Raw genomic sequence first — 21,163 nt, forward strand, 5'->3', positions numbered from 1 at the left:
GGCGTCGAGGTCGTGGGACGCTCGGTGGCGGCACTATGCGGGCACCCGGTCGCGACGGCGGCGGAACATCAGGGCCGGGACGAGGGCCAGGGCTGACGCGGCCGCCGTCCACCAGAAGGTGTGGGCGAAGGCGGCGCTCAACGGGCGCGTCAGCGCGGCGCGCTGCAGGGACGTGGCCAGGAGGGCCACGCCGAACGAGGCGCCTATCTGCTGGAAGACCCGCACGGCGGTGGTGGCGTGGGGGACCGACGGGCGGGGCAGGTTGCTGAAGATGGCCGACTGGGCCGGCACCAGCACGGCGCCGAAGCCCAGGCCGCCGGCTGCGACCAGGGCCGCCAGCACCCACGGGCTGGTGGTGGCGGTCAGCCGGGTGAAGGCGAGCGCCACGGCCAGCAGCAGCGCTGCGCCGGTGAGGGCCACCGGGCGTACGCCGAAACGGTCGATGAAACGACCCGCGTAACGCAGCGACAAAGCCGAGCCGGCGCCGTTGGGGGCCAGAAGCAGCCCTGCCTCCAGCGGGGTGAGGCCGTGGACCTGCTGGTAGTAGAGCGGAATCAGCAGGATCGTGCCGAGCAGCGCGACCATCGCCAGGAACATCAGGATCGTCGCCGCGGTGAAGTCGCGGCCGCGGAACAGGCGCAGGTCGACCGCGGGCGCCGGCGTGCGGAGCGCGTGCGCGACGAACGCCGCCAGCAGCACCAGCCCGGCCAGCGCGAGCGGCGCCGACCTCGACGACAGACCCCACACGATCGTGACCAGGGCCGGGGAGAGCAGCAGCAGCCCCACCAGGTCGAGCCGGGCCGGCTGGGTGACTCCGGCCGGCATGACCCGGACGGCGGCCCAGGCGGCCGCGGCGCAGATCGGCAGGTTGACCAGGAAGATCCAGCGCCAGCCGGGGCCGTCGACCAGGAGGCCGCCGAGGACGGGCCCGACCACCGGGCCGAGCAGCAGGGGGACGCCGATCAGCGCCATCACCTGGCCGAGCTGGCGGCCGCCGGCGCGGCGGGTGACGATCGTCTGGAACAGCGGCAGGAGCAGGCCGCCGCCGATGCCCTGGACCCCGCGGGCGGCGATCAGGGCCGGCGCCGACCAGGCCAGGCCGCACAGCAGTGAGCCGGCGGTGAACAAGGCCAGGGCGGTCAGCCAGGAGGCCCGGTCGCCGAGACGGTCGACGGCCCAGCCGGCCACGGGAATCATCGCGGCCAGGGCCAGCAGGTAGACCGTGCCGACCCACTGGATGGTGCCGAGGCCGGCGTGCAGGTCGTGCCCGAGGCTCTCCAGTGCGATGTTGACCATCGTCGAGTCCATCTGGACCAGGAACACGCCGAGCAATGTCGCGCCGATCAGTGCCAGTAGACCTCGTGGCATCCATGCCTCCCCGATTTTGAAAACCGATACACTGTATCGCCGACCGTACACTGTACGATGGGCTCGTGACAGGACCGATCTGGACCCGGACCGCCGCCGCCAAGCCGGAGCGGCTCACCCTCGAGACCGTCGTGACCCGGGCGGTCGAGCTCGCCGACGCGGAAGGGCTCGACGCGGTCTCCGTGCGACGGCTGGCGGCCGAGCTGTCGGCGCGGCCGATGAGCCTCTACTCGTTCTTCGGCCGCAAGGACGACCTGATCGATCTGATGGTCGACCACGTGCTGGGCGAGATGCTGGTGGCGGACATGCCCGCGGGGGACTGGCGAGCCGCCCTGAAAGGCGTGCTCCACCGGCAGATCGAGGTCGGCCGCCGCCATCAGTGGGTGATGGGCGTGTTCGGCGCGCGGGCGCCGATCGGGCCGAACGCGGCCCGCCACGCCGAGCAGTCGTTCGAGGCGATCGCCGGGCTCGGCCTGTCGCCGGAGCGCGCGACCCGGCTGCTGCGGGCGGTCGACACGTACCTCTGGGGCTACGTGACCCGTGCCGGGCAGGAGCGGGCCGCGCGGCGGCGCGACCAGCTCAGTGAGCAGGAGTGGCGGGCCTCGACCGACGCCTACCTGGCCGAGCTGACCGCCGGCGGCGACCTGCCCCACCTGGCCGTGGCCGGCCGTCCGGCGCTGCTGCCCGGCGACGGCGGCTTCGACGAGGGCCTCGACTGGCTGCTGGACGGGTTCGAGCGCAGCGAGGGCCTTTAGAACTCGACCGGGGGCGCGTTGTGCGGGGTGATGACCTGCGTGGCCGACGGGGTCGTCCACGGTGTGCCCGGCAGTTCCTTGCGGGCCCGCAGGACGGCCCGGCACGCGGCGCGCAAGTCCTGCCGCAGGTCGTGGTGCAGGACGGCTGAGATGCGGCGCTGGCGCAGCAGTGGCGTGTTGTCGGCGTCCAGGTCGTGGGCGATGAAGGCCTGGTACGACCGCCGCTCGTCGCGGAACGCGTTGACGACCGCGGTTGTGCCCCCCGCGCCGGCGTACATCGAATAGACCGCGACCAGTCCCGGATGCGCGGCCAGCGCCGCCCTTGTCGCCGCGTGGACGGCCGACGGGCGATCCTCCTCGTCGACCACCTCGACCGCGCGCCGGTCGTGGCAGCGCAGCTCGGCCCGGAAGCCGGCGTCACGTTCGTCCTCGCCGCGGTAGGAGCCGTGGCCGCGCACCACCAGCACCTCGCCCGGCGCGGAACCCAGCCATTGCGCGATGAGGTAGGCCGCGGTCGCTCCGGCCGCCCGGTTGTCGACGCCGACGTACGCGACGCGGCGGCTGCCGGGCAGGTCGGTGACCAGGGTTACCACCGGAACGCCCTGCCGGTCGAGGCGGTTGACCGCGGCCACCACGCCGGGCACGTTCGGCGCCTTCAGGATGACCCCGTGCGAGCCGCGCAGATCGGCGAGCACCCGGAGCAACTCCGGAACGGCCGGACTGGTCAGCAGGTGGAAGCGGGCCCGCACGACGGCCGGGCGCAGGTCGGGCAGCGCCGCCTCCAGCGCCGCGCGCACCGCGGCCGAGAAGCGCGGCGGCGCCTGCACCACCAGGTCGATCAGGAACGTGCGGCCGCCGACCGCGAGTTGCGAGCGCTGCCGGTCCAGGTCGTCGATGGCCCGGCGCACCTCGAGGACGGTGCTCTCGCGGACCCCGCCGCGCTCGTGCAGCACCCGGTCGACGGTGGCCGCGCTCAGCCCGGCCTGCGCCGCGATCTCCCGGATCCGGTACCGCATGCCGTCCAGCCTGAGGTCCTTTTGAGGTGTTCACAACCCCGCGCGAGCAGCGATTGCACCTAGCGTCAGGTCATGACTACATGGACGGACGTCAGCCTGGAGGACTTCCGGGCCGTCGTCGAGCAGACCACCTATCCCGCCGACTACCCGCTCGCCGACGCCGTCGAGCGCAACATCCTCGTCTACGGACCGAAGCTGCTCGCGCAGGACCGCCAGGCCGCGAAAGACGAGTTGATCAAGGCGCTGAGGGAGGGCCCCGGCATCGTCGTCCTGAAGAACGCCTTCGCCCCCGAGGTCGTCGACCGGGCCACCGCCGTCTTCGCCGCGATCATCGAGGAGCAGAAGGCGGCCGGCCTGAAGGGCGGCGACCACTTCGCGAAACCGGGGGAGAACGACCGGGTGTGGGGTGCGCTGGACAAGTTCGCGGTCCGTGATCCCGGCGCGTTCGCCGCCTACTACGACAACGACCTGCTGGCTCTGGTCTGCGAGGCCTGGCTCGGCCCCGCCTATCAGCTGACCTCACAGGTCAACGTCGTGAACCCGGGCGGCCGGGCCCAGGTCGCCCACCGCGACTACCACCTCGGCTTCATGTCGCGGGAGCAGGCCGCGCGTTTCCCGCTCCACGCCCACCTGCTCTCGCCGGTGCTGACCCTTCAGGGCGCCGTCGCCCACGTCGACATGCCGGTGGAGACCGGCCCGACCCTCTACCTGCCGCATTCACAGAAGTACCCGGCCGGCTATCTCGCCTTCCATCAGCCCGAGTTCACCGACTACTTCGACGCCAACTACGTGCAACTGCCGCTGGCCAAAGGCGATGCCGCCTTCTTCAATCCCGCCCTCTTCCACGGGGCCGGGACCAACCACAGTTCGGAGGTACGCCGGATGGCGAACCTTCTGCAGGTGTCGTCCGCCTTCGGCCGCGCCATGGAGGCCGTCGACCGGGTGGCCATGTGCCTCGCGCTGTACCCCACGCTGCGTACGCTGAAAGACCCTCGCAACGTCGTGGCCGCCTCGGCCGAGGGTTATGCGTTCCCCACCGATCTCGACCGCGACCAGCCCGTCGGCGGCCTCGCTCCCCAGACCCAGGCCGAGCTTGTGCTCCAGGCCCTGGCGGAGGACTGGCCCGAAGACCGGTTCGCGCGGGCGGTCACCAGGCGTCAGGCCGCGTCGTAAGGCCCGACGGCCGACGCCATCAGCGCCGAGTTCGGGATGTTCAACGGCCCCTGTTCGGTCTGCAGCACCGTGTAGAGCAGGCCGGCCGAGACGATCGTGCCCACGTGCGGGCCGTTGAGCGCCCCTGACTCGATCCGCACGCGGGTGCCCGGCACGTACGGCCGGGCGAACAGGATGACCAGCCCGGCGAACAGGTTGCCCAGCACCGGCTGCGCGGCCAGGCCCAGGATGATGCCGGTGACCGAACCGGCCACCAGCAGCCGCTGAAGTCCCACGTCGAGCAGGTCGCAGACCGACACCACGACCAGCAGGTAACCGGTGAGCTCGATCATCACCCGCAACGGCGTGGCCGCCGCCTCACCGGCCCGGCCGGCCGCCACCCGGTGCACCTCACGCGCGGCGGTGCGGGTCGCGGTCACCCCGAAAACCCCGGCGAGCAGGGCGCAGCCGTACGTGATGAGCCTGTCCCGGGCCGTCGCGGCGCCGAACTGGGAGCCGGTGACGAGCGCGGCCAGTGCCACGAGGCCGAACACGACGGTGCGGCAGAAGTCCGGTCGCAGCAGCTCCGGCCTCAACAAGTTGATCACTCTTGGTGACCCTATCCGTCATGGTCGCCCGGTCGAGTGTGATGATGCCTACGTGACGGTTCTCGACCCGGTGGTGCGGCGCCTCGTGGAGGCGTCGGCCGGTCCGCCGTTCCTGCACCAGATCGGCCCGCAGGACGGCCGTCAGGCGCTGCTGGAGTCGCAGGGCCCGCCGCGGCCCGACCCTGCGGTGTCGGCCGAGTTCCAGGTGGCGCCGGTCGGGCCGTCCGGGCTCGTCGGCTTCTGGGTCTTCCGGCCGCGCGACACCGAGTTCACCGGGACCGTCGTCTACGCGCACGGCGGCAAGTGGATGCTGGGCGACGCGCGGACGCACTGGTCGCTGATCAGCGACCTCACCCGGCTCAGCGGCAAGGCTTTCGTCGTGCCCGAGTACACGCGCACTCCCGAGGCCCGCTATCCGGTCGCCGTGGAGGAGATCTACGCGCTGCTGGTGTGGGTGGCCGAGACGACGGGCGGCGCCCTGGCCGTGGCCGGTGACTGCGCCGGCGCGACGATGGCGGCCGCGCTCACGCTGATGGCGAAGCGCCGCGGTGGCCCCCGGATCGGCGCGCAGCTGCTGTTCTACCCGATCCTCGACATCGCCTGCGATCAGCCGTCGCACCGCGAGTTCGGCTCCGGCTACCTGCTCACGCACGAGGCCGTGCGGTGGTACTGGGAGCAGTACTGCGACGACCCGGCGTACCGGGCCGAGCCGACCCTGTCGCCCGCGCTGGCCTCGGTGGAAGACCTCGCGGGGCTGCCGCCGGCTCTGGTCGTCTGCGCCGAGGCGGACCCGGTGCGCGACGAGGGCGAGGCGTACGCCGCGCGGCTGCGCGACGCGGGAGTGGACGCCTCCTCGGTGCGGGTCCTGGGCACGGTGCACGATTTCGCGTCGCTGACCCCGTTGCGGGACAGGCCGGCGACGCGGGCCGCGATCGAGCGGGGCGCGGCTTTCCTGCGCGACCGTTAGCGCGGGATGCGGACCGCCAGCATGGCCACGTCGTCGGCGCGGTCGGTGGTCATCTCCTTGGCCACGCGGGCCAGCAGGTCGCGCGGCGCTCCCGCGTTGCGGATGCGCAGCTTGCCGTAGAGCCGCTGGAATCCCTCGTCGATGTTGCGTTCCCGGCTCTCGATGAGCCCGTCGGTGTGCAGCAGCACGATCGAGCCGCGCTCCAGCGTCGCCGTGTAGGTGTGCCGGGGCGAGCCCCGCCGCGCGCCGAGCAGCAGGTCGTTGCCGGTCAGCGGGCGCACGTCGCCGTTCGGGCAGATCAGCACCGGCGGCGGGTGGCCTGCGTTCGACCAGCGCAGCCGGAAGCCGCCGCCGGGCGCGCGGTCGAGGAACGCCACCACCGCGGTCGCCATGGCCGGCTCGCCGAGGGCGAAGTTGGCCGCGTCCAGCCGGCGCAGCAGCGCCGACGGGGGCTCGCGCCGGTCGACCAGGTAGGCCCGCAGCATGTTGCGCAGCTCGCCCATCCGGGCCGTGGCCGCCGTGTCGTGACCGACCACGTCGCCGATGACCATCGCCAGCCGGCCGTTCGGGCCCGGAATGACGTCGTACCAGTCGCCGCCGACCTTGCGGTGCGTGTCGGCCGCCCGGTAGTAGGCGGCCAGCTCGAAGTCGTCGACGTGCGGCAGCCGCGACTCGATGGCCCGCTGGAGCGTGTCGGTGATGGCGGTGCGCGAGTCGTGCCGCGTCGCCCGTTCCAGGGCCTGCGCGACGTAGAGGGCCAGGGTGGCGATCATCGCCCGGTCGGCCACGTAGAAGGTCTGCGGTTCGTCCCAGGCCAGCAGCAGCGCGCCCAGCGCGTCCGGCAGCGGCGCGCAGACCGCCGCCTGCCACCCGTCGCGTTCGAGCTCCTCGGCCAGCGTGGGGTGCTCCAGCGTCACGTCCATGCTGCTCTCGTAGTACCGCGCGCGGCGGTCCCGCATCGCCGTCGTGGTCAGCCGCTCGGAAACGGCCCCGCGCCGGGGGTCGCCGGGCAGCACGACCTCGGCGTGGGCGGCGCCCAGCGCCGCCTTCAGCAGCTCGGGCACGATCAGCAGGACGTCGCCCGTGGTGGCGGTGACCGACAGCGACTCGCTGGCGTGCAGCAGCAGCCGGCTGCGCCGAAGCGCCGCGTCGTCCTGCGCCATCGGTGGCGCTACGGCCAGAATGTTCTCAGTCATGGCAACTCCCCCCGGAGAAGAACCCTCACGACAGCTGGTCACGAGGATGAATAAGAGAGTGACGTGGACGCGCTCCCAGGGCATCCGCCAAATGACTGTCCCGTCTGCGGAGTGCCGTCGGGTCCCGTACGCGATGAGTCGAATGACCGATGCCGGGCGCGGTGATCGCGGCCGACGATGAGCGCCGGACTACCGGAGGTGTCTATGGGTGAGCGGTCCCGCCGCTGATCCTGGCTGGCTGTTCTCGTCGTCGGGCTGGGCCTGTATTTCCTGGTCCTGCGCACGTTGGTGCACACGCAGAACCCCAACCTGGTGCCGGCGCTGATCCTGCTCGGCGCGAGCGTGGTGCCGGCGGCGTTCCTGACGTTCGCGCAGGCACGGACCGGGCGCTGGGAGGTGCCGACCACTGTGTTGCTGGTCACGGCCTTCTTCGGCGGCGTCATCGGTGTCGTCGTGGCGGGCACGCTCGAGTACGACGCGCTGCGCGACCTGGGCACACTGCCGATGGTCGTGGTGGCCGTCGTCGAGGAGTCGGCCAAGCTGATCGTGCCGGTCGTGGTGCTGGTGACGGTGCTGGTCCGGCACACCCGCCGGCTGCCCTCGGACGGCCTGGTCATCGGCATCGCCAGTGGCATGGGCTTCGCCGCTCTGGAGACTATGGGGTACGCCTTCACGGCGCTCCTGCAGTCGAACGGCAACGTCGGCGCGGTCGAGGAGACCTTGTTCATCCGCGGCCTGACCTCACCCGCCGGGCACACCGCGTGGACCGGCCTGACCTGCGGCGCGCTGTGGATGATGCTGAGCTCGCCCAGCGTGCGCCACCTGCTGCAGTTCGCCGCCACCTTCGTGGGCGCGGTCGCCCTGCACACCGCCTGGGACACCTTCGGCAGCACCTGGGCCTACCTGGTGCTGGGCGTGCTCAGCCTGGGCTGGCTGACCCTGATGCTGCGCCACTACCGGGCCTTCCACCCGGCCGCGGGCGCGTTCATTCCGGCCGGAACGCGTCACGCAGTTGGTGACGCCCGCTGACGCCCAGCTTCGGATAGACGCTGTGCAGGTGAGCGCCGACCGTGCGGACCGAGATGAACAGCTGCTCGGCGATCTCCCGGTTGCGCAGCCCGCGCGCGGCCAGCTCGGCCACCTGCCGCTCCTGCGGGGTGAGCACGGCCAGCCGGGCGCTGCCGGCCTGCCCGTCGTGCTGCCCGCTGGCCCGCAGCTCGCGGGCGGCCAGCCCGGCCGCGTGGGCCGCGCCGAGCGAGGTGAACGCCTGCTCGGCCGCGGCCAGCACGGCCCGCGCGTCGCGGGGACGGCGGGCCCGGCGCAGCCATTCGCCGTAGTGCAAGCGGGCCAGGGCCCGTTCGTACGGCCACTGGTGCCCGGCCGGGTCGACGGTGGCCAGCCGGAAGTGGTGCTCGGCCCGCTCGCCGTCGCTCAGCAGCGCGTCGGCCAGGTGCAGCAGCAGCCGCATCCGGGCGCTGGGGTCCTCGCCCGCGCCCTCGCGCACGTGGTCGACCACCACCCGGACGTCGTCCCGGTGCCCGCTGCGGACCGCCGCCGCGGCCAGCTCGGCCACGTGCCGGCCGGCCAGCAGCCGGTGCCGGGGGCGGCCGTCGCGGTCGAACATCGTCCGCAGATAGCGGTACGCGCTCTCGTAGTCCCCGTCGATCGTGGCGGCCAGCCCGGCCGCGCGCAGCACCCGCACGTGCACCGACCGATGCTGCTGGATGTCGACGCGGGCGACCGCCTCGCGGACGAGCTGCTGGGCCGGCCCGGCCTCGCCGCGCAGCGCCAGCAGCTGGGCCCGCAGGGCGTCCATCTGGGCCGCGAAGACCGGCAGCCCGCCCGGGCCGACCAGCTCGCAGCAGCGCCGCGCGTCCTCCCACTCGCCGGTGTCGATCAGGGCGCTGACCAGATGCGGGATCATCTCCACGCCGGAGACCGACGCCCGCGGGTTGTGCTCGCCGGCCATGGTCGCCCGCAGCAGGCCGGCGGCCAGCGCCGAGCGGTCCTCATATCCGGCCATCGTGCCGATGACGTTGAGCCGATGGCGCTCGGCGGCGCTCAGCGGGGCGCCCGGTGGCGGGATCTCGGTGGCCTCGCACAGCTCCCGCCCCGGGTGCGCGGACGGGTCGATGACCAGCCGGACGAAGGTCGCGGTGGCCTCGTCGGCCCCCGGCCCGGCCGCGGCCAGCAGCCCGGGCAGCCCGCGCCGGTGCTCCTCGTCGCCCGAGGTCGACGCGATGACCGAGGCCAGCCCGGCCAGGGCGGCCGCGATCCGCGGATCGGACGGCACACCGGCCCGGTGGGCCGCGCAGACCATGGCGTACGCCTCGTGCTGGCGCCCGGCCCGGGTCAGCGCGGTCGCCGCCGCGTGCCCGGCCATGATGATCAGCTCCGGGTCGGTGGTGAGCCGCCGCACGGTCGTGTACAGCTCACCCGGCCACTCCGTCTCGCCGAGATTGCGGGCGTCCATGGCGGCCAGCGCGTAGCGCCGCGCCGCCGCGGCCGGCTCCGGCGACCGCTCGGCCGCCTGCTCCATCGCCTTGGCCGCCTCGAACAGGTTCTCGCGCTCGCGGAAGGCGCCGGCCGCCGCCTCCAGCCCGGCCGCGATCCGCTCGTCCGGCCCGCCGGCCACCTCGGCCAGGTGCAGCGCCCGCAGCTCGGAGCCGGCCGGCAGCGTCCAGGCCAGGTTCCGGTGCGCCTGCCGCCGCTGATAGGCGGGGACGCCCTCGTACGCGGCGTCGGCCGCGAGCGGGTGCGCGAAGTCCACAGTGTCACCGCCGGCCACGACCAGCCCGGCCCGCTCGGCGTGAGCCCACCACTGCTCGTCGCGCAGCCCGGCCGCGCGGGTGATCCCGGCCCGGCCCGTCGGTGGCCCGGCCGCGGCCAGGTGCAGCAGCAGGCGGCGCGACGGCTCGGGCAGCGCGGCGATGTCGGCCGCGAACGCCGACCGCAGCCGGCCGCCCGCACCGAGCTCGAGCACCGCCGCCGGGTTGCCGGCCGCCCGGTGCAGCACCACGGCCCGGCGGCGGCCGGCCGGCGGGTCCGGCTGCGCCTCCAGCAGGCGCGCGGCGTCCTCGCGGCCCAGCGGCCGCAGCTCGGCCGCCGGCAGCCCGCGCAGCACACCGGGGATCCGGTCGGCCACGCCGGCCAGCAGCAGCGCCGGCACCGTGCCGGCCATCTCGGCCAGCACCTCGGCCGCCTCCGGGGTGACCCGGTGCACGTCGTCGACGGTCACCAGCAGCGGCGAGCCGATGCGCTTGAGCACCCGGCACAGCGCCGACGAGCCCGCCCCGAGATCGACCGGGCCCGGGACGTCGTGACGCAGGGCGATCAGCAGCCGCCGGACCAGCGCCGGCGCCCCCATCGGCGGCCCCGGCGGCACGTCGACGGTGACCACCCGGTGCCGGCCGCCGTCGCGGGCGAGCTGGGCCGCCGCGGCCAGCATCCGCGACTTGCCGATGCCGCGGCCGCCGGTGAACAGCAGCGCGTGCTGCCCCGGCCCGAGGCAGCCGGCCACCCGGGCCAGCTCGCGGTCGCGGCCGATCAGCCCGGCGCCGGGGTCGATGAGGGTGGTGTCCGGCATCGTTCAGCCCTCCGTGCTCGTGCTGCCCAGCAGCTCGCGCAGCTGGTGCCGGTTGCCGACGCCGAGCTGCGGATAGATGTCGTAGAGGTGCGAGCCGACCGTGCGCGGCGACAGCACCAGCCGCTGGGCGATCTCGCGGTTGGTCATGCCGTCGGCGGCCAGCCGGGCGATCATCTGCTTCTGCGCGGTCAGCGCGGCGAACGCGTCGGCGGTGCCGCTGCGGTCGGCGTCGGCGTTGCCGGGCAGATATTTGCGGGCCTGCTCGGCGTGGGCCCGCGCGCCGAGCCGGGTGAACGTGTCGAGCGCGGCCAGCAGATGCGGCCGCGCCTCCGGCACCCGGCGCTGCCGCCGCAGCCAGATGCCGAAGTTGACCTGTGCCTCGGCCCGCTCCAGGGGCCAGTGCAGCGCCCGGTCGGGGTCGGCCAGCGCGGCCCGGAACTGCTCCTCGGCGCCCTCGGTGTCGTCGAGCAGGGCGGCTGCGTGCGCGAGCAACATGGCCATCCGCGGCGAGGGCGACGCGCCGGCCCGGGCACGGCAGCCGTTGAAGATCTGCCGGGCCTGTGCCTTGGCCCGCGCGCGGCGGCTCGAACCACCGGCGGCGACGGCCAGCTGCGGCAGGGAGCGCGGCCCGAGCAGGAAGTGCACCGGCTCGCCGGCCGCGTCGAACATCGAACGGAATTGGGTGTACGCGGCGTCGTAGTCCCCGGCCGACAGCGCGGCCAGGCCCGCGGCCCGCCGGCGCAGGCTCTCGCTGAACGGGTCGCCGGCCGGGCGGGCCGGCAGCGCCGGTGGCGTGCCACCGTCCTGGCGCACGGCGGCCAGGATGCCGCGCAGGCCGGGCAGCGAGCGCAGCAGCAACGTCAGGTTGCCCACCTCGGCCAGCGTCGCCGACTCCTCGATCGCCTCGTCGGCGTCCTGCCACCGCCCACAGTCGATCATGGCGAGGATCATCATCGGGATCCGCCCGGCCAGCGCGCCCGGCGCCCCGTACGCCTTCTGCGCCTGCCACAGCGCCGACAGCTCGGCCGCCGCCCGCACGGAGTCGTCCGTGAGCCAGGCGACCGTGCTGGTCGCGAGCAGCCGAGCGATCTCCGCCAGCCCGTTGAGCGGCTCAGCCCCGACGGCCAGCCCACCCGATCGTCCCACCCGGCCCAGCTCGCCCGGCCCACCCGCCAGCTCGCCCGGCCCACCCGCCGGCTCGCCCGGCCCGCCTGCCAGCCCACCCGGCCCGCCTGCCAGCTCGCCCGGCCCGCCTGCCAGCTCGCCCGGCCCGCCTGACAGCTCGCCCGGCCCGCCCGCCGGCTCGCCCGGCCCGCCGTGCCCGCTCGATTCGCCGCGGCCGCCCGCCGAATCCGCTACCGCCAGCACCGAGGCCCGGGTGGCCGGGTTCGCCGCGCCGGGCATGATGGCCTCGCCGAGCACGCCCCCGGTGCCGTCCACGACGAGATCCAGCAGGGCCGGCAGCCCCGCGCGGTGTTCGGCGTCGCCCGACAGCACCGCGGCGTTGGCCGCGACGGCCACGTTGCTCATGGCCACCTGCCCGTCGGCCGGCCGGCCCTCCACCGCGCCGCGAGCGGTCTCGTACGCCTCGGCGAAGCGCGCCTGGTGCACCAGCGCCAGCCCGGCCCCGACGCAGGCCACACCCAGCACGTCCGGGTCGTCGGTCAGCGCGACCACCCGGCGGTGCAGCTCGATCGCGTACGCCGGCTCCCCGGCCCTATATGCCGCGACCGCCGCCTTGGCCAGCCGCCGGGCCGCGTCGGCCGGCCGCGGGCTGTGCTCGGCCGCCATCCGCAGCGCCCGCCCCTCGGCCAGGAAGTCGGCCCGCCGGCCCACCGCGGCCGCGCTCTCCTCCAGCGCCGCCGCCACCACCTCGTCGGTCTCCCCGGAGGCCAGCGCCGCGTGCAGCGCCCGGGCATACGGTTCGTCGGTGTGCCCGGCCAGGGAGCCGTGCGCGGCCCGGGCCGGCCCGGTCGCCGCCGCCACCCGGATCAGCGGATGCTCGAAGCGGACCCGCCCGCCGGTCAGCGTGACCAGGCCCGCCTGTTCGGCCGGCTCCCAGTCGCGCAGCCCGTCGTCGCCGCCCGCGGCCCGGTTGACCGAGCTGATCGGCTCGGCCTCGTCGGCCAGCGCCGCGAACCGCAGCAGCCGCAGCGTGGTGGCGGGCAGGCCGGCCAGCTTCTCCTGGAACTCGCGCGGCGGCACGTCGCTGGTCAGCGCGAGCGGGTTGCCGCCGGCCCGGCGCAGGACCAGCCGGCGCGGCATACCGGCCGCCCTCTCGGGCCGGGTGTTCAGCAGCCGGGCCGCGGCCCGGTCGGTCAGCGGCCCCACCCGGAAGCGGGGGATCTCGGCGCCCAGCCCGGCCGGCGGCTCCGATCCGCGGGCGGCCAGCAGCAGCGCCGCCCGCTCGGTGCAGGCGTGCCGGGTGACCAGGGTGAGCAGCCGCAGCAGGGCCTGTTCGGCCCGGTCCGCGCGGTCGAGGATCAGCAGGGCCGGCGCGTTCTCGGTCAGCCGGTCGAGCCCGGTCAGGATCGCCGTGAGCAGGGCGGCCTCGTCGGTGGGCTCGCCGCGCGCCCACGACCGGAGGGCCGGGTCGAGCCGGGGCGTGGCCAGCTCGCGCAGCAGGCCGCGGTCGAGCGGCAGGACCCGGAAGCCGCGCTCGCGGGCGATACCGGCCGCCGCGCGCAGCAGCGCGGTCTTGCCGATGCCGGCCTCGCCGAGCAGCACCATGGACATCGGCCGGGTCGCGGCCGACTCGACGAAGGCGGTGAGGTCGGCCCGTTCCCGGGCACGCCCGTACAACGTCGTCGAGCTCACTGCTCGCATCCCCCTTGATCGCCAGAAATCAGTACGAAAACCAGCCGGGCGGGCTCCGCCGGCACCATATTCGATCATCGGAAGTGAGCCGTGCACCACGAAGAAAGGACGAAGAACGACCTGCGTGCAAGGCTGTGACCCGGATATGACCTGGGGGGATGCACAAGATGACGGACGACGACGTCCCGTTCGGCGCACTGCTGCGCCGGTTACGGCTCGCCGCCGACCTCACTCTCGAACAGCTCGCCGACGCCTCCGGCGTCAGCGACCGGGGGATCAGCGACATGGAGCGCGGCGTCAGCCGCAGCCCGCGGACGCGCACGATCGAGGCGATCGCCGACGGCCTGCGGCTCGGCCGGGAGGAACGCGACCGGCTGCTCGCCGCGGCCCGCGCCGGCCGGGTCAGCCCGGCCCCGGTCGCCGGGCTGCCGCTGCCCCGGCGGGTCAGCGACTTCACCGGCCGTGAGGCCGAGCTGGCCCGCATCGCCCGGTGGACGGCCGGGTCGAGCGCGGCCGCACCGGCGCCGGTCGTGGTCGTCAGCGGCCCGCCCGGCGTCGGCAAGACCTCGCTGGCCGTGCAGGCGGCCCAGGCCTGGCCGGCCGAGCAGCACCTGTTCGTCGACCTGCGCGGCCTCGACGACAAGCCGCTCACCCCGGCCGCCGTGCTCGGCAAGCTGATCCGCGCGCTCAGCCCCGAGCAGCACGCCGTGCCCCGCGACCTGGACGAGGCGGCCGCGCTGTGGCAGACGCTGAGCCGCGACCGGCGCCTGGTCGTCGTGCTCGACAACGCCATCGGTGAGGCCCAGGTGCGCCCGGTCCTGCCGCCGCACGGCCCGGCGGTGGTCCTGGTCACCAGCCGCCGGGCCCTGAGCGGGCTCGAGGGCGTACGCCGCCTGCGGCTCGACGCGCTCAGCGAGACCGACGCCGTGGCCCTGCTCGGCGCCATCCTCGACGACCCGCAGGCCTCCCGCGACAGCCTGCGGCGCATCGCCGAGCTCTGCGTCCGGGTGCCGCTGGCGCTGCGCATCGCCGGCAACCGGCTGCTCAGCCGCCCCGGCTGGACACCGGGCGACCTGATCGCCCGCCTGGCCGCGCAGGAGCGCCGCCTCGACGCCCTCGCCGCGGGCGACCTTCAGGTCAAGGCCGCGTTCAACCTGTCGTACCAGCAGCTCTCGGGTGTGGCCCGCCGCCTTTTCCGCCGGCTCGCACTGGTGCCGGGCCCGTCGGCCGGTGTCGAGCTGGCGAGCGTGCTGGCGCAGGAGCCGATCGCGGTGACCGAGGACGCGCTCGACGAGCTGATCGAGCTGAGCCTGCTCCAGCAGCGGCCCGACGGCCGCCTCGAGTTCCACGACCTCTTGCGGTTGTACGCCCAGGGCGAGCTCGAACGTGAGGAGGGCGCCGCCGACCGGGCCGCCGCCGTGCGCCGCCGCGACGACTGGCTGCTCGACACGGCCATGCGGGCCGGGCTGTTCTTCGAGCCCGGACAGGTCGCCCCGGCCGGCTGCCCGTTCACCACCGGGGCCGAGGCCGGCGACTGGCTGCGCCGTGAGGCCGAGAACTGGCTTCCCGCCCTGCAGTCGGCGGCCGCGGCCGGACAGGACCAGCGCGTCGTCGAGGTGGCCGACTCGCTGCACTGGTTCTCCGACGGCTGGGCCAACTGGCCGCACTGGCTCGACGTCTTCAGTCTGTCCGCCGGCGCCGCCCGCAAGCTCGGCGACGACCGGCTCACCGCGATCCACCTCGGCTATCTGGCCTGGGTGCACATCGTCTGCCTGGGCCAGCCGGAGATCGCCCTGGAACGCGCCCGTGAAGCCCTCGACCACGCGACCCGTTCCGGCGACCGGAAGCAGATCGCGTGGGCCCACTACTACATCGGCTGGGCGCTGAGCCGACTCCGGCGCTGGGACGACGTCCTCACGCACGCCCGGGAGGCGGTCGCCGGGTTCCGGGCGGTGAACGACCGCGAGGGCCTGCCCAACGGCCTCACCCTGTGCGCGCTGGCCGTGCAGGGCCGCGGGCCGGCCGACGAGGCGATCCCGCTCTACGAGCAGGTGATCGAGGCGGTCACCGACCCGGCGACCGCGCCGCCGGCCCACATCGCGCTGTTCATCGAGACGGTGTCCCGCTCGTTCCTGGCCAACATCGAGATCGCGGCCGAGCGGTGGCCGCAGGCGCTGCGCCGCGTCGACGAGTCGGTCGCCGCAGCCGAGCGCCTCGAGCACTCGCTGGAGCGGCTGATGACCGCGCGGTCGCAGCGCGCCCTGGTCTTCGCCCGGCTCGGCCGGATGGACCAGGCCCGGGAAGAGCTTGCGGCCGTACGGGTTCTGCTCGAACGCAACGGCAACACCGAGCCCCGTCCCGGCGCGCTGCGCGACCGCCTGACCGAGGTCGAGTCGATCCTCGCCGCCTACGACGCGCAGAACTCCAGCATGTAACGGTTGACCAGATCCGGCTCGGCCCGCCCCAGATCGTGCGGGCCGCCCGGGATCACCTCGTAGCGCAGGTCGGCCACCAGGTCGGGCAGCCGGTGCGCGGTCGCGTCGATCGGCAGCAGCGCGTCCTCGTCGCCGTGCAGCAGCAGCACCGGCACGTCGAGCCGGATCAGGCCGGCGCGGAAGTCCACCCGCCCGGCGTCACCGAAGCCGTGCTCGGCCCGGCCCTCGATGCCGGCCAGGTCGGCCTCGTCGACGCCGTCCGGGTTGCCGTCCGTGCGCATCAAAAACGGGGTGACCCCGGCGGCCAGTACCACCTTGCGTACCCGCCCGGAACCGTGTTTCTCGAGATAGCGCACCACATCCCCGGCGCCGGCCGACGAGCCGGCCAGCACGCACCCGGTCAGGTCGAGCTGCTCCAGCAGCGCGTCCAGATCCTCGGCGAGCACCTCGACGCCGTACGGCGAAGAAAGCCCGGACCGGCGGTCGAAGCCGATGACCCGGTGACCCGCGGCGCGCAGCGCCCGCGCCTGTTCCTCCCAGCCCGCACCCACCAGCACGACCGGGCTCCCCGAGCCCTCGTCGCTGTAGTAGAGGCGGTTCCGCACATACGGCACCGGTCAATTTGACGGCCTCGATCGCCGCCACGCCAGGAAGTTTGCACGAAGATTGATCTAGTCGCCCGTCATCGGTCGGACGACGGCTGTGCACGCACAGGCAGTCAATTGACCGATGCAGCAGGGGCCATCGCGCAGAAGTCTCTGCTGCATGCCATACATCACCACGACCGACGGTACCGAGATCTTCTACAAGGACTGGGGTACCGGACAGCCGATCATCTTCAGCCACGGCTGGCCGCTCAACTCGGACGCCTGGGACGTCGAGCTGAGGCTCGCCGCCGACAACGGGTTCCGGGCCATCGCCCACGACCGCCGCGGGCACGGCCGCTCCTCACAGAGCTGGCTCGGCAACGACATGGACACCTACGCGGCCGACCTGGCCGAGCTGGTCGACGCGCTCAACCTCAAGGACATCATCCTGGTCGGCCACTCCACCGGCGGTGGCGAGGTCGTGCGCTTCGCCGCCCAGCACGGCGCGGGCCGGGTGGCGAAGATCGCCACGGCCGGTGCGGTGCCGCCCGTCATGGTGAAGTCGGAGACCAACCCCGAGGGCACCCCGATCGAGGTGTTCGACGGTCTGCGCGCCAATGTGCTGGCCGACCGCTCACAGTTCTTCAAGGACCTGTCCGAGGCGTTCTTCGGCATCAACAAGGGATCCGGCATCTCGCAGGGCCAGCGCGACCAGTTCTGGCGCCTCGGCATGCAGATGAGCCTCAAGGGCGCGTACGACTGCATCAAGGCCTTCTCGGAGACCGACTTCACCGAGGACCTCAAGGCCCTCGACGTCCCGATCTTCATCGCCCACGGCGGCGACGACCAGATCGTGCCGATCGCGGCCGCCGCCGAGAAGACCATCAAGCTGGTCAAGAACGGCACCCTGAAGGTCTACCCGGGCGCCCCGCACGGCATCGCCGGCGCGTACCAGCAGGAGCTCGACAAGGACCTGCTGGAGTTCTGGCAGAGCTGAGCCGTCACGCCGGCGGCCGTCCCGGCCGCCGGCGCTTCCCTTCCTCGGAGGTCTGCATTGGCTACCGGTCTCCACGGGCACCGCATCGGCGCGGCCCTTCTCCATTCCGCGGTGGCCGAGCTCGCCGGCACGTTCATCCTCGTGCTCGGCATCATCACCACGGCGATCCTCCTGCCGTTCCCCGTCGTCCCGTTCGCGGGCACGGCGGCCCTGCTGATCGGCGTGGCCGCCTTCGGCCCGGTCAGCGGCGCCCACTTCAACCCGGCGGTCACGGTCGCGCTCGCGGTCACCGGCCGCTTCCCATGGCGGCACGTGCCGCTCTACGTGGCGGCCCAGTTCGCCGGCGCCGTCCTGGCCGCGCTGGCGGCATGGGGCGTCGAAGGCTCACGCACCAACGGCGCCCTGGGCGCGACCGCTCCGGCAACGGGGGTGAGCGGTCCGCGCGTCCTGCTCGTCGAGGCGCTCGTGACCTTCATCCTGGTCCTGGTGATCGTCGCCGTGGCCACCGACCGCACGATTCCCCGGGTGGGCGCCGCCCTGGCCATCGGCACCGCCCTGGGCGTGGCCATCCTGATCAGCGGCCCGATCACCGGCGCCGGCGTCAACCCGGCCCGCGCCCTCGGCCCGATGCTCATCGCCGGCCAACTGACCGACTGGTGGGCGTACCTCATCGGCCCGCTGCTCGGCGGCATCGCCGGAGCTCTGCTGTGGTCGCTCATGCCGGCCACTCAAGCACCACCAATCCTGGCCACTGCCGACGCCACCGCTCGGTCTTAGCCTCGTACACGTGGCGCGGGGCCAGGACGGGATTGGGCCGCACGACGAGACCGAACACGTCGGAAAGCCCGTGCGGCGCGTAGACGCGCCACTGCCCGTCCGGCTCCAGCCGCACCCCGAGACAACACGTCGTGGCCGCGAACGAGTCGATGGCGGCCTCGCACGACTCGTACGGCGGGCACGGCACCCCGAACTTCTCCTCGTACCAAAGATGAACCCGGGCTTCGTTGCGCACCTCGACTTGATCATTGTCGAACGCCTTGATGACCCGGTCCTCCGCCTCGTAGGACAGATCACTGTCGTCGAAGTAGAAGACGTCGTAGTCCTTGATGCCCTCGGCCGGCGGCCGGTCGGTGACGACGTTCCACACCGTCTGGAACAGACAGCCCGCCGTCACATACCAGTTCGGCGGGTTCACCTTCGCGGCCTCCTCGAGCACCCCCAGGAGCACCTCGTTGCGGGAGAGCACGGTTCGGAGAGCGGCGAGCTGCTCGTGCAGCGGGAGACGTCCGTACATGCACCTATATTCGCTTCCCCGCCGCCCGGCCCTGATGGTAGACACCCCTCGTGGACTTCCCTGATCTTCTGCGCCTGATCGACGAGCGCGCGACCGCGTTCCGCACGGCCGTCGCCGCGGCACCCACCCTCGACGCCCCGGTGCCGACCTGCCCCGGCTGGACCTTGGCCGACCTGGTGACCCACCTGGCGAACGGCCGCCGCAAATGGGCGTCGATCATCGCCGCCGGCCCGGCCGACGCGCCCCCACCCCAGCCGTCGGAGCCGGCCGACCTCACCGAGGCGACCCAGCAGCTGCTCGAGGCGCTAAGGGAGGCCGGCCCCGACCGCGGCTGCTGGGGCTGGTGGGAGGATTCCCAGTCCCCGCTGACGGCCGGCGCCGCGGCCCGCCACCAGGTCCAGGAGATCGCGGTCCACACGTACGACGCCCAGCTCACCATCGGCGCCCCGCAGCCCCTGCCCACGGCCGTGGCCCTCGACGGCATCGAGGACTTCCTGCTCACCTGCTGCGCCACCACAAGCCCGTGGCCGCACACCCCGGCCACGGTCGACTACCAGACCACGGAGGGCCCGGGCTGGCGCCTGCACCTGTCCACCGACGGGGCCCGAGCCGAACGCCTGCCCGCCTCGGGCCCCGCCTCAGCCTCCGCCACCGCCACCGCCGCGGCCAGCGACCTGGAACTGATCCTCTACGGCCGCCTCCCGGTAACCACCGCCAAACTCAACGGCGACAGCACCATCTTCGACCAGCTGATCGCCTGGGACCCGTCCGCTTAGCCGGCACCCGGTCGAGGAAGTCGGGGAGCGGTGGCCGCCCTCCTTGCTGGAAGGCGGCCACGTGGGTGGAGCGATCAGGCGACGCCGCTGCCCCAGGCGCAGGTCGTCTCCTGGATCACGTCGTTGTCGATGAGGCAGACCCGGAAGCGGATCGCGGCGCCCTCGGCGAACGAGCGGTCGAAAGTCTTGTCCGTGCCGTTGCCGGAGCCCAGGTACAGCTCTTCCCTGTAGGCGCCGTTGACGTAGTACTGAACCGAGACGCCGGCGCCGTCCGCGTCGCTGTCGAACAGGGTGAACTTCTCGCCCAGGGCAGTGAAGTACACGTATCCCGCGTGGGCCACATATCCCTTGGAGATCCAGGCTTTGGTGTAGGCACTGCCGTCCGACTGAGCCAGGGCCGGTGTCGCACCCAAAGTGGTGGCCAGCCCGACGGCGGTCGCGGTGGCGGCCAGCCCGGAAAGCAGGCGGCGAACGTTTCTGCGCATGGTGAATCCCCTCGTGTCGCGCAAAAAGGAAGGAAAGACTCCCCGCCGGGCCACGGCGGGCCGGCTGAGATCGGCACACGCTAATCGCTGTCGATCATGCCTGTCTATCCTTTATCAGGATTTGCCGCGCGATCTTTCCGGTGTTCACCACTGCGTCGCGTGGAGCGGTGCCGGCTTTCGGAAGTGCCAGATGATCTGGCTGGGGGTGCCGTTCCAGGCGGCCCCGGTGGCGGCCGGGACGATGTCCTGCAAGGACCACGGCCAGAGGTCCCATGGGCCGGTCGTGATCTTCTCGGGCATGTCGCGGTTGGCGTCGCCGGTCATGCGAGGCTCCTCGCACCGCTGGACCTGAAGGCCCAGGGGCAGGGCGGCGCGCAGGTAGTCGCTCGGGCGATGGCGGTACGCCGGCAGCAGGCCGGGATCGCCGTCGGTGGAACGGATGCGGGGCACCGAGCCCAGGGCGACCAGTTCGTGGTGGACGTCGGTGATGACCAGATGGCCGCCGGGGCGCAGGACCCGGGCGAACTCGGTGATCGGTGGGGTCAGGTCGGTCAGATGGGTCAGGGCCAGCGCGCACACGACGATGTCGACGTGGCCGTCGGGAACCGGCAGGTCGTGCAGGTCGCCCTGCCTCAGGTCGGCGGCGGGGACGCGATCGCGGGCTCGGGCCAGCATGTCCGGGGAGCTGTCGACGCCGATGACCTGGTGGCCCTGAGCGGCCAGATATCCGGTGTAGCGGCCGGTGCCGCAGGCCGCGTCCAGGGCCACGCCGGGCGGCACGGAGCCGAGGATGTCGTGGACGATGGGCTCCTCGATGGCGAACAGGCCGTTGCCCGGCTGGTCGTAGGTGGCGGACCAGACCTGATAGCCACTGATGGTGTCGACCCGCTCCGCGGTGACCCCTTCCTCGTTCAGCGCGGGATCGTCCAGTAGGCGCCGGATCTCCCGGATGCGGGCCTCAGCAAAGTCGCGGTCGTAGTCGCCGGCGAAGGCGCGCAGCAGCGCGGCGCCCTCCAGGCCGAGGGTGTAGGCGAGCGGATGCTGATAGATCACCCCGGCAACGTAGCGACAGCGCGCGCCGAAGTTCATTCGATTATTGGTGAGGATCAACACTGAACACCGTG

Annotated in this window: 18 protein-coding genes; 8 read left to right on the forward strand and 10 right to left on the reverse strand. The window is 73.4% G+C overall.

What is annotated here, in order from left to right; genetic code table 11:
• Positions 1-33: 33 nt before the first annotated feature.
• Entirely contained in the window at positions 34-1,368 is a 1,335-nt protein-coding gene (locus CRP55_RS42640) for an MDR family MFS transporter (RefSeq protein WP_097327721.1), read from the reverse strand.
• A gap of 65 nt (positions 1,369-1,433) precedes the next feature.
• Here CRP55_RS42640 and CRP55_RS42645 point away from each other — a divergent pair, with 65 nt between their 5' ends.
• Entirely contained in the window at positions 1,434-2,123 is a 690-nt protein-coding gene (locus CRP55_RS42645) for a TetR/AcrR family transcriptional regulator (protein WP_097327722.1), read from the forward strand.
• Here the strand turns inward: CRP55_RS42645 and CRP55_RS42650 are convergent.
• Positions 2,120-3,139, reverse strand: a complete 1,020-nt coding sequence (locus CRP55_RS42650) for a LacI family DNA-binding transcriptional regulator (protein WP_097327723.1) — start codon at positions 3,137-3,139, stop codon at positions 2,120-2,122. The genes CRP55_RS42645 and CRP55_RS42650 overlap by 4 nt on opposite strands.
• Positions 3,140-3,211: 72 nt before the next feature.
• Here CRP55_RS42650 and CRP55_RS42655 point away from each other — a divergent pair, with 72 nt between their 5' ends.
• Positions 3,212-4,312 carry a phytanoyl-CoA dioxygenase family protein gene (locus CRP55_RS42655; protein ID WP_097327724.1) on the forward strand — a complete coding sequence of 367 codons (1,101 nt, stop codon included), beginning with the start codon at positions 3,212-3,214 and terminating at the stop codon, positions 4,310-4,312.
• On the opposite strand, the gene CRP55_RS42660 is transcribed toward CRP55_RS42655, so the two are convergent.
• Complete coding sequence (locus CRP55_RS42660) at positions 4,297-4,899, reverse strand: mechanosensitive ion channel family protein (RefSeq protein ID WP_245923723.1); 603 nt, start codon at positions 4,897-4,899, stop codon at positions 4,297-4,299. The genes CRP55_RS42655 and CRP55_RS42660 overlap by 16 nt on opposite strands.
• Before the next feature lie 52 nt (positions 4,900-4,951).
• Here CRP55_RS42660 and CRP55_RS42665 point away from each other — a divergent pair, with 52 nt between their 5' ends.
• A complete protein-coding gene (locus CRP55_RS42665; protein ID WP_218854931.1) occupies positions 4,952-5,866 on the forward strand; it encodes an alpha/beta hydrolase in 915 nt (304 codons plus the stop codon).
• On the opposite strand, the gene CRP55_RS42670 is transcribed toward CRP55_RS42665, so the two are convergent.
• The gene (locus CRP55_RS42670; RefSeq protein ID WP_179855584.1) at positions 5,863-7,062 is read right to left on the reverse strand and encodes a PP2C family protein-serine/threonine phosphatase; all 1,200 of its coding nucleotides are present in this window, start codon (positions 7,060-7,062) and stop codon (positions 5,863-5,865) included. The genes CRP55_RS42665 and CRP55_RS42670 overlap by 4 nt on opposite strands.
• A 288-nt stretch (positions 7,063-7,350) precedes the next feature.
• Between CRP55_RS42670 and CRP55_RS42675 the strand changes: the two genes are divergently transcribed.
• Positions 7,351-8,091, forward strand: coding sequence for a PrsW family intramembrane metalloprotease (locus tag CRP55_RS42675; RefSeq protein WP_245923729.1), 741 nt, complete (start codon positions 7,351-7,353; stop codon positions 8,089-8,091).
• On the opposite strand, the gene CRP55_RS42680 is transcribed toward CRP55_RS42675, so the two are convergent.
• Positions 8,048-10,648, reverse strand: a complete 2,601-nt coding sequence (locus tag CRP55_RS42680) for a helix-turn-helix transcriptional regulator (RefSeq protein ID WP_097327726.1) — start codon at positions 10,646-10,648, stop codon at positions 8,048-8,050. The two genes, CRP55_RS42675 and CRP55_RS42680, sit on opposite strands and share 44 nt — an antisense overlap.
• Before the next feature lie 3 nt (positions 10,649-10,651).
• Positions 10,652-13,465, reverse strand: a complete 2,814-nt coding sequence (locus CRP55_RS42685; protein WP_179855585.1) for a helix-turn-helix transcriptional regulator — start codon at positions 13,463-13,465, stop codon at positions 10,652-10,654.
• A 167-nt stretch (positions 13,466-13,632) separates the two neighbouring features.
• Here CRP55_RS42685 and CRP55_RS42690 point away from each other — a divergent pair, with 167 nt between their 5' ends.
• A complete protein-coding gene (locus CRP55_RS42690) occupies positions 13,633-15,900 on the forward strand; it encodes a helix-turn-helix domain-containing protein (RefSeq protein WP_179855586.1) in 2,268 nt (755 codons plus the stop codon).
• Here CRP55_RS42690 and CRP55_RS42695 read toward each other — a convergent pair.
• Complete coding sequence (locus CRP55_RS42695; protein ID WP_097327729.1) at positions 15,873-16,514, reverse strand: alpha/beta fold hydrolase; 642 nt, start codon at positions 16,512-16,514, stop codon at positions 15,873-15,875. The genes CRP55_RS42690 and CRP55_RS42695 overlap by 28 nt on opposite strands.
• A gap of 151 nt (positions 16,515-16,665) precedes the next feature.
• Here CRP55_RS42695 and CRP55_RS42700 point away from each other — a divergent pair, with 151 nt between their 5' ends.
• The gene (locus tag CRP55_RS42700; RefSeq protein ID WP_097327730.1) at positions 16,666-17,484 is read left to right on the forward strand and encodes an alpha/beta fold hydrolase; all 819 of its coding nucleotides are present in this window, start codon (positions 16,666-16,668) and stop codon (positions 17,482-17,484) included.
• A 57-nt stretch (positions 17,485-17,541) separates the two neighbouring features.
• Positions 17,542-18,261, forward strand: a complete 720-nt coding sequence (locus tag CRP55_RS42705) for an MIP/aquaporin family protein (protein ID WP_097327731.1) — start codon at positions 17,542-17,544, stop codon at positions 18,259-18,261.
• Here the strand turns inward: CRP55_RS42705 and CRP55_RS42710 are convergent.
• Positions 18,200-18,778, reverse strand: a complete 579-nt coding sequence (locus CRP55_RS42710; RefSeq protein WP_097327732.1) for a nucleotidyltransferase family protein — start codon at positions 18,776-18,778, stop codon at positions 18,200-18,202. The genes CRP55_RS42705 and CRP55_RS42710 overlap by 62 nt on opposite strands.
• Before the next feature lie 50 nt (positions 18,779-18,828).
• Between CRP55_RS42710 and CRP55_RS42715 the strand changes: the two genes are divergently transcribed.
• A complete protein-coding gene (locus CRP55_RS42715) occupies positions 18,829-19,554 on the forward strand; it encodes a maleylpyruvate isomerase family mycothiol-dependent enzyme (RefSeq protein ID WP_097327733.1) in 726 nt (241 codons plus the stop codon).
• A 74-nt stretch (positions 19,555-19,628) separates the two neighbouring features.
• Here the strand turns inward: CRP55_RS42715 and CRP55_RS42720 are convergent, their stop codons facing one another.
• On the reverse strand, positions 19,629-20,039 hold the full coding sequence (locus CRP55_RS42720; RefSeq protein WP_097327734.1) for a hypothetical protein: 411 nt from the start codon (positions 20,037-20,039) through the stop codon (positions 19,629-19,631).
• A gap of 144 nt (positions 20,040-20,183) precedes the next feature.
• The gene (locus CRP55_RS42725) at positions 20,184-21,092 is read right to left on the reverse strand and encodes a class I SAM-dependent methyltransferase (RefSeq protein WP_097327735.1); all 909 of its coding nucleotides are present in this window, start codon (positions 21,090-21,092) and stop codon (positions 20,184-20,186) included.
• Positions 21,093-21,163 lie beyond the last annotated feature (71 nt).

The sequence above is a fragment of the Paractinoplanes atraurantiacus genome (assembly GCF_900215205.1).
Classification (GTDB): domain Bacteria; phylum Actinomycetota; class Actinomycetes; order Mycobacteriales; family Micromonosporaceae; genus Actinoplanes; species Actinoplanes atraurantiacus.